The 13,653-nt window shown below is 35.3% G+C and carries 9 protein-coding genes, 1 tRNA gene and 1 pseudogene; 6 read left to right on the top strand and 5 right to left on the bottom strand.

Annotated elements, in window-relative coordinates; translation table 11 throughout:
* Positions 1-749: 749 nt before the first annotated feature.
* Positions 750-8,549 carry a hypothetical protein gene (locus ACZ1AQ_RS10520; RefSeq protein ID WP_489632863.1) on the top strand — a complete coding sequence of 2,600 codons (7,800 nt, stop codon included), beginning with the start codon at positions 750-752 and terminating at the stop codon, positions 8,547-8,549.
* 158 nt (positions 8,550-8,707) lie between these two features.
* On the opposite strand, the gene ACZ1AQ_RS10525 is transcribed toward ACZ1AQ_RS10520, so the two are convergent.
* The 5 genes and pseudogenes from ACZ1AQ_RS10525 to ACZ1AQ_RS10545 form a co-directional block, all read right to left on the bottom strand.
* A tRNA-Tyr gene (locus ACZ1AQ_RS10525) sits at positions 8,708-8,788 on the bottom strand.
* A 171-nt stretch (positions 8,789-8,959) separates the two neighbouring features.
* Positions 8,960-9,349 (bottom strand): annotated as a pseudogene (locus tag ACZ1AQ_RS10530) (peroxiredoxin family protein); the annotation flags it as partial.
* A gap of 18 nt (positions 9,350-9,367) precedes the next feature.
* The gene (locus tag ACZ1AQ_RS10535) at positions 9,368-10,120 is read right to left on the bottom strand and encodes a DUF4369 domain-containing protein (RefSeq protein ID WP_489632864.1); all 753 of its coding nucleotides are present in this window, start codon (positions 10,118-10,120) and stop codon (positions 9,368-9,370) included.
* A 169-nt stretch (positions 10,121-10,289) separates the two neighbouring features.
* Positions 10,290-10,730, bottom strand: coding sequence for a KTSC domain-containing protein (locus ACZ1AQ_RS10540; RefSeq protein ID WP_489632865.1), 441 nt, complete (start codon positions 10,728-10,730; stop codon positions 10,290-10,292).
* A gap of 167 nt (positions 10,731-10,897) precedes the next feature.
* A complete protein-coding gene (locus ACZ1AQ_RS10545) occupies positions 10,898-11,143 on the bottom strand; it encodes a hypothetical protein (RefSeq protein ID WP_489632866.1) in 246 nt (81 codons plus the stop codon).
* Between the two features lie 91 nt (positions 11,144-11,234).
* Here ACZ1AQ_RS10545 and ACZ1AQ_RS10550 point away from each other — a divergent pair, with 91 nt between their 5' ends.
* From ACZ1AQ_RS10550 to ACZ1AQ_RS10570, 5 genes are read left to right on the top strand one after another with little or no spacing between them, the layout of a single operon-like run.
* On the top strand, positions 11,235-11,804 hold the full coding sequence (locus ACZ1AQ_RS10550; RefSeq protein ID WP_489632981.1) for a hypothetical protein: 570 nt from the start codon (positions 11,235-11,237) through the stop codon (positions 11,802-11,804).
* The gene (locus ACZ1AQ_RS10555) at positions 11,777-11,929 is read left to right on the top strand and encodes a hypothetical protein (RefSeq protein WP_489632867.1); all 153 of its coding nucleotides are present in this window, start codon (positions 11,777-11,779) and stop codon (positions 11,927-11,929) included. Before ACZ1AQ_RS10550 ends, ACZ1AQ_RS10555 begins: the two co-directional genes overlap by 28 nt.
* Position 11,930: 1 nt before the next feature.
* The gene (locus ACZ1AQ_RS10560) at positions 11,931-12,158 is read left to right on the top strand and encodes a hypothetical protein (RefSeq protein ID WP_489632868.1); all 228 of its coding nucleotides are present in this window, start codon (positions 11,931-11,933) and stop codon (positions 12,156-12,158) included.
* Positions 12,148-12,528 carry a YchJ family protein gene (locus tag ACZ1AQ_RS10565; RefSeq protein ID WP_489632869.1) on the top strand — a complete coding sequence of 127 codons (381 nt, stop codon included), beginning with the start codon at positions 12,148-12,150 and terminating at the stop codon, positions 12,526-12,528. The genes ACZ1AQ_RS10560 and ACZ1AQ_RS10565 overlap by 11 nt, the downstream gene beginning before the upstream one ends.
* Positions 12,529-12,581: 53 nt before the next feature.
* Positions 12,582-13,376: an META domain-containing protein gene (locus tag ACZ1AQ_RS10570; protein ID WP_489632870.1), complete on the top strand. Its 795-nt coding sequence runs from the start codon at positions 12,582-12,584 to the stop codon at positions 13,374-13,376.
* The last annotated feature ends 277 nt before the right edge of the window (positions 13,377-13,653 follow it).

The raw sequence follows: 13,653 nt of genomic DNA on the forward strand, positions 1-13,653 counted from the left end.
AAAATGATACCTTAAGTCTAAAAAGTTTATATCAGGCAATACAAAATCAAATACAAAGTGGTTCAGGTACATTTAATCTTGTTCCGGATGTTTTGAATGCAGAAAACCATATAGGTAGGTTTTATATAGAATTAATTCCAAATGGCACTTTCACTATATCTAAATCGGTTTTACAGCCGGCAAACTGGGACGATTCGTTAAATGAATTTACACTATTAGGAGAAAGTTCCTCATTTGGAACAGGCGATATGCAGCTCTCCATGATTTTTAGCAATACCGATACAGGAATATTATCAGATTTAAAGTCTATTCTAATAAATGGTACATGGCCAATAGCTGGTATTGACTGGTTTACGCTCGGTGATCCTTTTGTAGGGATTCAGGTTTATGATGCCAATCTTCCTGTTGTTGGTAAAACAGGAGGTAAAATAAATATAAACTCAAATATTGTACTTGAACTTGCTATGCGTTATCCTGTTGCTGCCAATACTTGGCTGCTTCAGGGAAGTTTTGATAGTCCATATCCAAGCATATCCAATTTTTATCAAATGGTTGGAGGTGTAAATCTTACAAGTGCTCTTCCACAGCCATTTAGTACCTTGGTTGATCTGGGATTTAAACAAATGGACCTATCTTATGATACTCAAGCTAGTCTTGTTAAATATATTTCTGTTGCGATTAGTACTGATCCCGATTATGAATGGCAGATATTACCAAAGCTTGCCATTAAAAACATTGAAATAACAGCATTGGTACAAAACCCTTTACAAAACAATAGTGCTGTCATTTTCACAATTAGTGGGGATTTTACAATTGGACCTCCTGATTCAAACTTGCTGATTGTTACTACAACATATCCAAATTTCTCAACAGATATTTCTTTAGATTCTGGAACAATACAATTAGGAGATTTATTGACCATATTTTGGAGTGGAACTACAATAGATCTTCAATCTGAAATTACAGAACTTTATATTCAGATTGAACCTGATTCAAAAAATTATTCACTCAATTCTAAAATTGTAAACAATTGGGTTTTCTTTTCTATATCAAGTCCTGATCTTAGTTTTACTATGACGGGTTTATCCTTAGCTGTTAACAGTCTGCAAGGAGCCACTACAGGAAAAATTACAGGATTATTTCATATTGGACCAAGTACACCAGACAGCGGAGTTGATCTTACTATTTATGCTGGATATGATGGAAAAGCCTGGAGCTTTGGAGCGAGTACAGGAAAAGATCAAACGATATCCTTAGGGAATATAGCTTATACATTCTTGACTGCTTTTGGTTTGGAAAATATCCCTTCGTGGGTAAACGATAACCTTCCAGAAATAAGTAATGTAAGCTTTGATATGGTTGTGCCAGACGCTAAAGACAAGTTTACAACTTATAGAGTTAAAGGAGATGTAGACTGGCATTTACAATTCAGTTCATTTAACTTAGATTTGAGTGCTAATGTCGATATTACTTATACTGATGGAAAATCATCTGGAACTATTACAGGTATAGCCGATGCCAGACAAATGCTTGGTCTAACTTTTATAGTAGGATACAAATTTGGTACGCCAGATACCGAAGTTTATCTAAAAATACCTGAATTTGCAAGTACAATTACCTATACTAGTGGTTCTAAATACGATATCATTGACATAAAGTTTGATAAAATTTCATTGGGAGAACTTATCAGTACATTTGTGGGAACTTTCAGCCCAGGATTTAGTCTTCCTGCTCCTTGGAACTTATTAAACACTATAGACTTATCTGGTTTTGAATTTACTTACACCCGATATAAAGATTCTGCGCAAAGCAGTATTGTTGCAACCATTCCAATTAATGTCGATTTAGGATTTATCAATATAAAATCGCTCAAAATTACCAAAGACGATTCACTTACAGGAAGCGGTGTTTACATGTATTTTGAAGGTACATTCTTAGGACTTCCTATTGAAAATGATTCTCCACTACAGAAAGACGGCAAAGGAAGTGATGCTACTAAAATGCCTCCTGTGCCTGGAATGGGAAGTCAGTTTTTTGATTTGAAAATGCTTGCTATGGGACAGCATGTAACTATGTATGATGTTCCTAATCTAGATTCTGTAGATGCAACAATTACTGCCTTAGAAAATGCCTTTACAACAACATCAGAGGATAGTTCTACTACAATACCTGTGCCTTCACTAAGTCAAACAACAAAGCCGGGGACATTGGTTTTTGACCAAAATAGTAACTGGCTTATAGGTACAGATTTTACAGTTGCAAAATTTTATCGTATTGCGGCCGTTTTTAACGATCCCAATATGTATGGGTTATTGGTTGGAGTAAGTCCTGATGCAGGATCTTTTAAAAATCTTCAATTTGAAATTCTGTATAAAAAAATAAACGATACTATTGGGATGTATCAAATTGATTTGCAGTTACCCGATCAATTTCGTCATCTCGAATTTGGAGAAGTTTCAGTTACACTTCCTATCGTTGGCGTAAAAATATATACCAATGGTAACTTCTATCTTGATTTTGGATTTCCAGCTAGTATAACTGATTTTTCAAGATCATTTTCCGTTCAAGTATTCCCTTTTGTTGGATTTGGTGGTTTTTATTTCGGCTACCTTAGTGGTGCGACATCATCTAGCGTACCAGCGACATCTTGCGGAGTATTTAATCCAGTTATAGAATTTGGTTTAGGACTTTCTTTAGGAGTTGGCAAAACAGTAGATCAAGGTATTTTAAAAGCAGGTCTTTCTTTAACTGCTGTAGGTATTTTTCAAGGTACTTTAGGTTTCTTTACTGCTAATACGTCTTTGCAAACTTATGATGAAACATACTATAAAATTCAAGGAACTTTTGGTTTAACTGGACATATATACGGAGAAATCAATTTTGCGATTATATCTGCTAGGCTCGATATTATGGCTTATGCTTATATAACAATGATAATCGAAAGTTATAAACCAATTCCGATTACTTTTGAAGCTGGAGTTTCGGTAAAGCTTACCGTAAAAATTAACTTAGGTTTGTTCTCTATCAAAGTATCTTTACATTTCAGTGCTACAATCAGTGCTTCATTTGTCATAGGAAGCGACACATCTGCACGTGCACCTTGGAACTATTGTCCAATAAAAGGATCTCAGGCCAATACGCCATTAGAACTAGCAGATTTCAGCGCTAAACGACTATTTGCTGCAGCGCCTGTTTACTTAAAATGGCAACCCATTTACCCGTCTGCAAAAGTACCGCTTGATTTAATGTTTTTTCCACAGTTAACTGTTTCTGGAGAAGCAGGTTCATCAGGTCCTCAATATGCATCCATGCTTTATATCAATACAGACGCTTCGGATAACAGTCTGTCTGCTTTAAGTGAAGGTGTACTTTACTGGACAATTAATTCATTAGTTGGAAATACTAATGCAAATACTGGTTTAGATTGGCTAAAAGGGCAGGAGATAACAGCAGATCAAATAAGTATTTTACTTTGTTATTTTAATACAAGACCAAATCATGTTGCCCCATTTAATTATAGCAATGCGGCAAATGATGATATACAAACTTTTTTTAGTAATTACTTTCAACTGAATATCAGTGCGGTTGATGCCAATCAAAACGGTAGTATGGATGCAGCTGTTTTTCCAGTAGTTCCAGAATTGATTTTGAATACTGACTTAAACGGAAATTTGGGTACAGCTATCGATTTTTCTACAAAAAACATGACGGGTACCCAAAATTATATCAGTGATATAACATTGCTACTTGCTTCTACAGGAGTTGATTATCAATCAGGAATTACAGCTGAATATTTTGATACCTCTGAATGCAGCACTATAATTGATCCAACGTATGAAGAACAGCATAACTTGTCGTTTCCAACATTTATGTTTACTGATTTTATTGCTTTAATTGCCAAACAAACTCTACAAGCAGCTTTAGATTATCTAAATAAACAAGAAGCACTTTCTGCTAAAATAAGTGATGTTGTTACTAATGCTGTAAATGACAGCGTGCAGGGAATTGGAGGTATGGCTTCACGTTTTATGCTTCATGGTTTACGTTTACCAGAACCGCCGGATGCAACAATAGGAAAAACTCAGCCGTTGTATGTATTAACAGGCCAACAGATTGCAATTCCGTCAACGTTGCAAAAAGGTGATAAATACTCTGTATTGCTTCAAAATCCAAATGTATCATGGATAACAATGGTTTCAGGAACTAATAATACGCTTACCATAACAATTGATGATAACGAGATTCAGCACATAAAAGATGTTGCTTCCGTTAAACTATCGCCAACACTGGATTATGGACCTGCTCCGTTAATTAATTATAACGACACACCACAAACATTTTCATTAGGCGCTCCGACTTTATGGCAGTATCCTGGTGATTATTATCCTGAAATAACGAATAAACCTGTTTTATGGAAATTACCATCAAACTTAACAACTATTTTTGCTGAATCTGGAGACTGGTCGTTTGAAGTAAAAACTTTAACAACTACTAATTCTGGGACAACTAAAGCAAATGTTGCTAATTATACCTGGGGAACTGTTGTGAATTTTTCTCTGCAAAAAATAACAGCTTCTGATGGGCAGATCACACCATTGTCTAATAATATGTATAATTTGGTAGGTGCTGATGATGCTGGAACAGTTTATCTGCAGGAATTACTAACTTATTTGAATACTCATGATGATAGTGACGGGACGAAAACTATTCAGCAAATTCAGGTATTGTACCAGCCGGACCCAACACAAAACTCAGAAGGCGGTTATATTTCTGATGCTAATGGAGACTTTAAAACCGCTATTGTTCAGGCGAATCTTTCTACAGAAACAAATCCTGTAGAATCGATGCTTATGATGAATGCTGTTTTTGATACACCTGTGAGAAATTATAACACTTTAAACAGTGCAGGAGATTTTATTAAATTATTATGGGAATGCAGTATTGTTCGCAGCGGTGGTTTCTACTTCTACTACAACAATAATGAAAACAAAGGACTGCCAGATACTTTATTCGCAAACAACGGAATAGCTAATTTGGCTTTAGTAATTACCTATGATAATTTAATATTAAATCCCTTTGTAAATACTGTAGTTATAGGAGATGTTATAGACACTTCAACAACTTCTGTTTACATACAGTCACCAGAAACTACTCCAGAAGAAAAGCAATATACAACTAGGGTTGCTACCTTACTACCAGGAACAGTGGGTTATGAAGTTTCACGCAAAAATCCGGGGGATTATGTCCCTACACAGCCAGTACCAACAATTGCGGAAGATAATATATATTTAGAAACACAATTCAACCTTATAGGTCTTTCAGTGCCTGCAATACCTGCTTACATTAATCCAACACCTGCGGGACCAGTAGATTCTATGGATGATGAAGCGATCCGTAATACGAAGAACGGAAATCCTTCTGCTAATGATGATGTTGCAGATTGGAACTACAGCGCTGTTGTACCTTATTATAAATACGTGCAGCCAGCTGGAACAGATCCTGAATATCCTAACCCTTATGCAGGAATTGGTACAACAGTAGAAATGCTACTAAACTGGCAGGATATGTTTGGAAACGTGCCGCCAAATGGTACTGCACCATTAAATGCATCAATGCCGTTATTATATTCTGATGCAATTATTGCAATAAGCCAATGGCCATCGGTATCAGTATCCTATATCTTTAATTTGGTAAATGATGGACCAAACATTGATCTGAATTTTAATTTCAACAATGTACGCTATATAGGCGATGGAGCGCAGAATAATGCTCATATAGATTTGATTACGTACATGAATATTCTGTATCAGCTTAATAATGATATGGCTGTTAGTTTTACAACGACAGTAGAAGATGAGGTAAATGCTCAGGGAGATACTACGATTACAGAGCACAGCATTGCAAACAGTGATTTGTTAGCCAATTTTATTAATCCTGTTATTGGTTATTTAAAAGCTGTTATTAACGGAGAACAACCGACAGATTTAAAAACGTACACAATAAGTACTGCTGTAACAACAGCAAATATTACGACTCTACCAGAAATCGCTTTGATTTCTACAAGTCTGACTATGAAACGTATTGCTAATCTCGATCCTAATTTTATTAATGTTGCTGGAGTAGCTTCTGCTATTACCGTTATACAGCCTTTATCAAAAGATAGTTCAGAGGGTATGTTAACACTGTCTTATTTTGCAGCGCAATTTGAAACTACTTTTATCAATCAGCCTGTTAACGGAATTGTACTTAAAGTGGCAAGCGGTGCTAATTTAACCAAAGGAAACAGTGACACTACAGCAAATGCTCCGCTTTGGATGGTACGTTTTGATAGTACCGGAACTAATGGTCTTAAATTTGGATTTAACAGAGATCAAATGTACTATTTTGCTCCAATTCCGTTGGCAACGAGTTTACAATCTTTCTCTGCCAAAGTATCTACTTATAGACAAGGCGAATCTTACCCATCAGATAGGGGTATTACAAAAAACTTTACCAGTATAGATATGGACAGCTGGGGCTTACAGTTTTTACAAGCTGTAGACAAATTCTTGAGTCCTGCTTATGCTGTTCCTGCTTATTTGTTAACTGCCGAAAATGTATTTAGCGGAGATCCTGATTATTTACAGCTTATTTTAGATGCTAAACAAAAACTAGCTGACGCCATAGAAGGTACAATTGATTTTATAATAGAACCAAATGCAGGTAAAGAACCATCTAATATAGGAAATGCGCAAGACAAATGGAAGCAGCAGATTCTTATACAGCTTGCTAATGCGTATCGTTATGTGGCATCTGTACAGACAACCGCTAGCATCAGTTCTTCTTACAAAGGAATCGAATATGCAAACTCTAATAATGTACCACCACAGTATCCGTATGTTCCTTCTTTATATGGAAAAATGCTTGGTATGAATCCTTCTGTTGATGGTTCTGAAATTATTCCGAAATCTACAGAGTATTCATTGTCTACGGCTAAAGTGCCAACTGCCAATGGTAATTCTTGGCTAACGTATATGTTTGAAGCCAAAGATGCTGCAGAGAGCCGTAGTTTTTCTTTTGGAGATATGGAATATAAAGTAAGTCATTTGGAGTTTGATATTACTCAAATACCTGATTTAGCAGATTATTTGGCTTCGTCTTGGCTTACCTTTATTATTCCGCTTGACGGAGAAATAAACGATAAAGAAAGTCCTCTTGCCAGAATGAGTGATGTGGGTGAAACTACTATACCTGTTCCATTACGTGCTTATCCAACACCACCGTCTATTTCTGCACAAAATTTTGATTATCCAGTAAATAATCAAATTCAACCGCAGATGATAACGATACAAGAAGCTCGCACTTGGGAGTACTATTACACCTATCAAAACCCCTCGGCTGCACAAGATACGATTGTTACTGAAATCCAGTTTAATGTAACCGATGAAAATCAGAAATATTATGCAAGCCCTAGTTCAAATTTACCTTTATATCAGGCATTGGCACAATTTATAGATTCTTATCCTGCTATTAATGCTGATTTTGATAATTATCTAGCTCTTCTTACTCCAGAAACTTTAAATTCTGAGTCTCCTTTGGCAGAAAATGCCCGTTATGCATTACTGGCATTTATTGATATAGTAAATGAAGTGGCTGATCAATGGTCAGTTACCAATCAGGTCAATCCGAGAAAGCCAGTGTTTAAAACTAATGGAGATCTTGCTGCACCTGCTCCGCCGTTTACACTGTCGTATACTATTACCGAAAGTGCTCAGGAATTAACCGAATATTTAATTGTGACTGTTGATTTTAACAATCAGCAATCTAGTAATAATATCGTTAATGTTGTAATTGATGGTTATACAAGTGTACTTGTTGAAGGCGAACAAAATCAATATTTGTATTATCGATTAGATAACTTAGGTGATCGAGAATATCTAATGTATGATGACCGAAATAACGATCCTTCAAGAACTATTAAGCTAAGCAAACTTGATATTTTAAGTGCTCAAAATGCCTGGAGCAGCGTGGCGGTTATTAGAAATGAAGAGTTGTTGCAAAATGAAGACGGAACATGGCAGACAACTAATCCGTTGTTTATTTATCAGACACCGCAGGTAATGTTTTATAATAAGCTTATTCCGCTTTTAAATAGTAAAAATGCGATAGATATTGCTACTATAGGCACTAATACTTATCCGATAGAGCCAAAACGTACACTGAATGATCAGATGCTTGCTTTGTTTGATTCTTTAACAGAAAACATAAACAGCGCTATAACCGAGTTTGCTATAAAAATGCAATGCGATTATACCTATATTATTCCTGGAACTACTTTTGCTATTGATGTTCCTGTATTAATGGTGACGCCTACAACAATTACAGTTGCAGATCACGGAAAGGGCATTGCTGATTTATTAACTAATGGAATAAATGACTGGGTACAAAATAATAATCCGCAAAATAATGCAGGAGTATATAATTTCGTGCTTACAGCTTACTCTGTAACTGACAACTTCGTACCATTACTACAGATTCCATTTACATTGCCGTTAACAGCTATTAAATAGTAGTGTTAAGTTTAAGCTTTTGATTCTATTTTTAAACCCACAAATTTTTAAAGATTCATCTTTGTGGGTTTTTTTATTTTATTTCAAAATCACAAAGTTTGAACTTCATCCATACTGGTATAAATAAAAAGTCCCGATTTGCATCGGGACTTTTTTTGTGGGGAGAGCAGGATTCGAACCTGCGAAGTTTTCACAGCAGATTTACAGTCTGCCCTCGTTGGCCGCTTGAGTATCTCCCCAAGACTCATAAGCTGTTGCTTATTGTGCTAACCGGATGCAAATATAAGAACACTTTTGAGTTCTCCAAATAAAAAATACACTTAATTTTCGGATATTTTTTAATGTATTGGTAGTGAATAAAATAAAAAAATCTCCACTAGGGAGATTTTTTTATTTTTTAGTAGTTAGGACTATTTTTTAGCTAAAAGTTCCACTACTTTGGCTTTTAGAGCTGCACCACTTAATCCTTGTGCTACTATATTTCCTGAAGCATCTAGCACAAATGTAGCTGGAATGGCTTCAACTTTATATTGTTTTGCAATTGGTTCATCCCAAAATTTCAAATTTGAAACTTGTGTCCATGTTAGTCCATCTTTTGCAATCGCTTCTTTCCAAGCTTTTGCTGATTTGTCTAAGGAAACACCAACGATATTTAATCCTTTTGGGTGTAATTCTTTGTATAGTGCTACCATATTTGGATTTTCTTTTCTACATGGAGGACACCATGAAGCCCAAAAATCAACTATAGTAACTTTACCTAAGCTTTGTTTTAAGCTAATCACTTTTCCTTGCGGGTTAGGCGCAGAAAAGTCGGCTCTTCATTTTGCTGAACCTGGAGCTGCAGGAGCTGTTGCACCTACTGTTGGTGCTTTCATTTCAGTCAAACGAGCTTTGATTGCTTTACCTGGTTTAGTGTTTTTTAGAGATTCCTCTAAACTTTCGTATAGTTTTTCTGCTTTTTTAACATCAGTAGATGGGTCATTCAACATTCCTTGAACGATCAATGCACTAATGAATGATTTTGGGTGAGTTTCTGCATAAGAAATGTATTTTGTTTTTGATGCAGTACTAACTTCTTGTTGGATAGTCATGAATTCTTTCATCAAGCTGTTGATAACGGCTGTATCTTTTTTAGCTTGAGCATCATTCATTTTTTGCGTATTAGCAGTTTGGAAATCTACTAGTTTCTTTTGAACTTTTGTAATTTCTTCGTTGAATGCAGTGTATTCGTCGTTGTTGTAAGTTCCAGAAATTTTAGATTTTTGAAGGGTATCTTTGTTGATTACGATTTCAATAGATCCGTTTTCTAGGATGAATGGTAATTTACCTTGAATGCCTTCAACTGTTATTAAGTGGAATGCGGGTTCAGTAGCTTTACCTTCGATTTCAAATTTACCATTTTCTACTTTTACAGTATCAATAGCAATTACACCTAGTTTGTCATCTTGACTTTCTAAAATGATGGTTTTTCCATTTTCAATTCCTTTGGCAGTACCAGAAATAGTGTAGGAGTCTTTGTTGCATGAAAATAATACAACAGAAGCAGACAATAATAAAATGATTTTTTTCATTTTTGAGTTATGTTATTAGATTTTGTTTGCAAAAGTATTTAAATTTATAAATTACGCACACTATTGCACCCTAAATTTTTGTTATAGTGTTCTTTTTTTAAGGAACATTTAAGAACTCAATAAAAAAGCACTCATTTAGAGTGCTTTTTTAATGTGTTTTCAAGAATTATTAGTCTTGATTAATTGTTTTTCTCCATGCATAAGCATTGAAAATATGTCTTTTAGCATATCTACTAGGTGAATCAGCATTAACCATTTTGATATAACTAGCTTTTGGTACGCTTAGGTATTCGTATACGCTTCCGTTTGAAAAGTTGACAGTCAATCTTGCGTCTTCATATTTGTAATCAGTAATGGTGCAAGATTTAACTGTTTCGTTGTATTCTGGCAAATTAGCTTTGATTGTCTCTGGATTGATACTCACTAGAAAGTGATAAGCTTCAATAATTTCTTTACTTCTTTCTTCAGCCGCTTTTAAACCTGCTTCATCCCCTTGAAATTTATCAGGATGCGCGTCTTTCATCGCATTGCGATAAATAGTCTTTAATTCTTTTAACTCTACAGTTTTGTCTACATTTAGTAGTTTACGGTATTCTACGATTTTTTTCATAAATAAGGTAACTTATTGAATTTTAAGGTCAAATGATGAAATGTGATTCAAAATCGACAAATTTTTTGCAAAGGTACACTTTTTTTTATGTTTTTAGTTTAGGACTAAAAAAAAATCAAAAACTAACCAAAGTCTTTGATTTATAGTGGTTTATGAAAATAAAAATACTACTGCTCTGGTTTTAAATTGGCTTTGTCAAAGTTTCTTGATTTTTTTGGATACTTACCATAACTTTTGTCGCTTGGGTTTTCTATAATCGATTTGATGGTGATGACGTCGCCTAATTTAAATTGTAAAGCCATTTTATAATCAAGTAAATAGGTGCCACAAAAAAAGTTGTTGTTTTCGTCCTGTTCTACTATTCCTGTGTAAACCCCTTTTTTAAGCATTTTGCTTGGTATTCCTTTTTCCATGATCTTGAAACTTCAAATTTATAAAGTGCAAAGATACACAATAATTATGGCTATTATCTTGGTTTTGGTTATTCTGCTTACCTTTGCAGCTATGAAAAACGTTTTTCGACCTGCGCCGCAATCTTTTAAAAACACTTTTTGTGTGTTTTATGAGGTTGGTATGGAGCAAATTGAGGGATTGGTTTTGCAATATCATAGCGCCTCGGGCAGTAAGTATTATTATACTCCTGAAGGGATGTTTCGTTTATCCAATCATTGGGGACGATTTGCGAATAGTAAGTGGCGATTGGAACCCTTGGAACCTGCCACAAGCTCTAAATTTAAAGTAGGATTTGCGCGTTGGGAGGATTTTTATCCCGATAACGCCGAAGATAAGTTGTATTACATCGCTGCAGATTACACCAAACGAACCGTAAATTATCAGCACAAACAAAATCCCAATTACGATCAAAAAGCAGTGCTTCGTACTAGTTTTGAGACTACCAAAAAAATCAAGCAAATTCGGAACTTATTCGAATTGACCAATTGGGCGAAGTATTTTGACTATGAAGATATAGACGAATTAAGAAAAAGAATAATCGAGCAAATTATATACACCGAACGCTCTCTTGAAGAAATAAAACGCAGCATACAATGGGAAGAAACAATGAAAGAAACATAAAGAAACACAACGACAAGTTGCACAAAGCCCAAGATAAGGCAAAGAAAGCCTCTATGGAGCGCAAAGCAAAATTGAAAGAAATCGTAAAAAAGTTTAATGCAGACCAAGCGTCTAAAAATGAATAAGATGAGCCAGAACCCTTTTGACCTATTGAAAATACAAGTGCAAGAAATCATCGATTTGATGGCACAAAAGCAAAACCGTGAAGCCAATAATAAATTAACCGAAGTTAGTGAAGCGTTGGACGAACTTCTAGACCATTCTGAAGATGATGCCGATTTAATCGAAATCAGTAAATATCAAGTCTTGCTGAATCAGTTGTTTCAGAAAATAAATCCCGAAGATGAACAATAGTGTTTGCCCTTGCGGCTCTGGACTGGCTTTTATAGAATGTTGTGAAAAATATATTTTAGGCTACGAAAGCGCGCCAACTGCTTTGGCATTGATGCAATCACGATATAGCGCTTATGTGGTTAAAAATGCTGACTATTTGATTGCAACTACACACGAAAGTACAAGAAACCTTTTTTCTAAAGATGAAATTTTGCGCTGGGCTAGCGAAAACCAATGGCAAAAATTAGAGATTATTTCTTTTGAGGATACAATTGTTGAATTTAAAGCTTTTTTTAAAGGTCCAGATGCCAAAGCATACATTCATCATGAGCGCTCTACTTTTAAAAAAGTGGAAGGACATTGGTATTATATAGATGGTCTTTTTTTTTAGACATAGTAGTTTTTTCGCTAAATTTAGGGGTTACTTTCTAAAACAATTGCCTTATGTTACATTACAGCCGTTTACTTTTTGTGATTGTATTGTTTTTGGGTTGTAAAACTGCCATCAATGCTCCAGCCGATACTTCTTTGCACACAAAACCAAGCAAGACCTATCAGGAGCAAATAGAAAATATGGAGCAAGGAATTTATTTTCGAGCGATGGGTAACGAACCTGAGTGGAGCTTGAAAATTAGTGCTACAGAGATAGCGTTTACTTCATTGTTGCCCGATTTTAAGTCATTTACCGCGCCGCATATTGATCCCATAAGAGCAATGGATGCCAATGTAAAAACCTATCGATTGACTACTTCTGCTGGAACGGCAGCCATCACCATTCAGCAACAAAAATGTGCCAATACAATGTCTGGTCAAGAATTACCTTATACTGTTCGGGTTGAAATGACGAACAATTCTATTACCTCCAAAACTTTTTCGGGTTGTGGGTATTATGTTATTGATGCTAGATTACACGATATTTGGGTGTTGGAAAAAATGAACGGTGAAAATGTGTCATTAAATAAATTTGCCAAACAATTACCTTATATTGAAATTAATAGTACCAATGGAACGTTTATGGGATATGCTGGATGCAATCGTATGAATGGAACTGTTTTTTTTGAAAAAGGGATTTTACGTTTCACCAAAAGTAGTACTACTGAAATGGTTTGTGACTCAAAAAATAGAGAGAGTGAACTGCTACATTCTTTAGAAAGTAGTACCGCCTATCAAATCTCGAATATGCGCCTAACACTTACCAATCCTTCTGGTATTGAATTGGTTTTTAAGAAAGTAGATTAGTTGTACAATCTTGATTATTGCTTTTAACTAAAAATTAATAAACGTTAGACCAGCCACCGCAACAAAATACTGTACTTTTAAAATTCTAAAGCATCGTTTTAAAAGGGTATTGGCTTTACTGCTTACCAGAAAGCTATTTGCTGCTCTTTAGCCCCGGCAGTAGCGGCATCCTTTTTCTTTTTTCTTTAAAAAGGAAAAGATATAGCGGATGACGGGACGATGCTGGCTAAAAAGCCCATTTTTCCTGCTCCTGAATTAGGAAGTAGTGTTAGTTAAA

Source organism: Flavobacterium sp. UM26, assembly GCF_057922445.1.

Bases quoted from the DNA above. Each gene is read 5' to 3' on its own strand.
- ACZ1AQ_RS10545 (WP_489632866.1), bottom strand. From the start codon at position 11,143: ATGGAAAAAGGAATACCAAGCAAAATGCTTAAAAAAGGGGTTTACACA.
- ACZ1AQ_RS10560 (WP_489632868.1), top strand. From the start codon at position 11,931: ATGAGCCAGAACCCTTTTGACCTATTGAAAATACAAGTGCAAGAAATC.
- ACZ1AQ_RS10570 (WP_489632870.1), top strand. From the start codon at position 12,582: ATGTTACATTACAGCCGTTTACTTTTTGTGATTGTATTGTTTTTGGGT.
- ACZ1AQ_RS10535 (WP_489632864.1), bottom strand. From the start codon at position 10,120: ATGAAAAAAATCATTTTATTATTGTCTGCTTCTGTTGTATTATTTTCA.
- ACZ1AQ_RS10540 (WP_489632865.1), bottom strand. From the start codon at position 10,730: ATGAAAAAAATCGTAGAATACCGTAAACTACTAAATGTAGACAAAACT.
- ACZ1AQ_RS10550 (WP_489632981.1), top strand. From the start codon at position 11,235: ATGAAAAACGTTTTTCGACCTGCGCCGCAATCTTTTAAAAACACTTTT.
- ACZ1AQ_RS10555 (WP_489632867.1), top strand. From the start codon at position 11,777: ATGGGAAGAAACAATGAAAGAAACATAAAGAAACACAACGACAAGTTG.
- ACZ1AQ_RS10565 (WP_489632869.1), top strand. From the start codon at position 12,148: ATGAACAATAGTGTTTGCCCTTGCGGCTCTGGACTGGCTTTTATAGAA.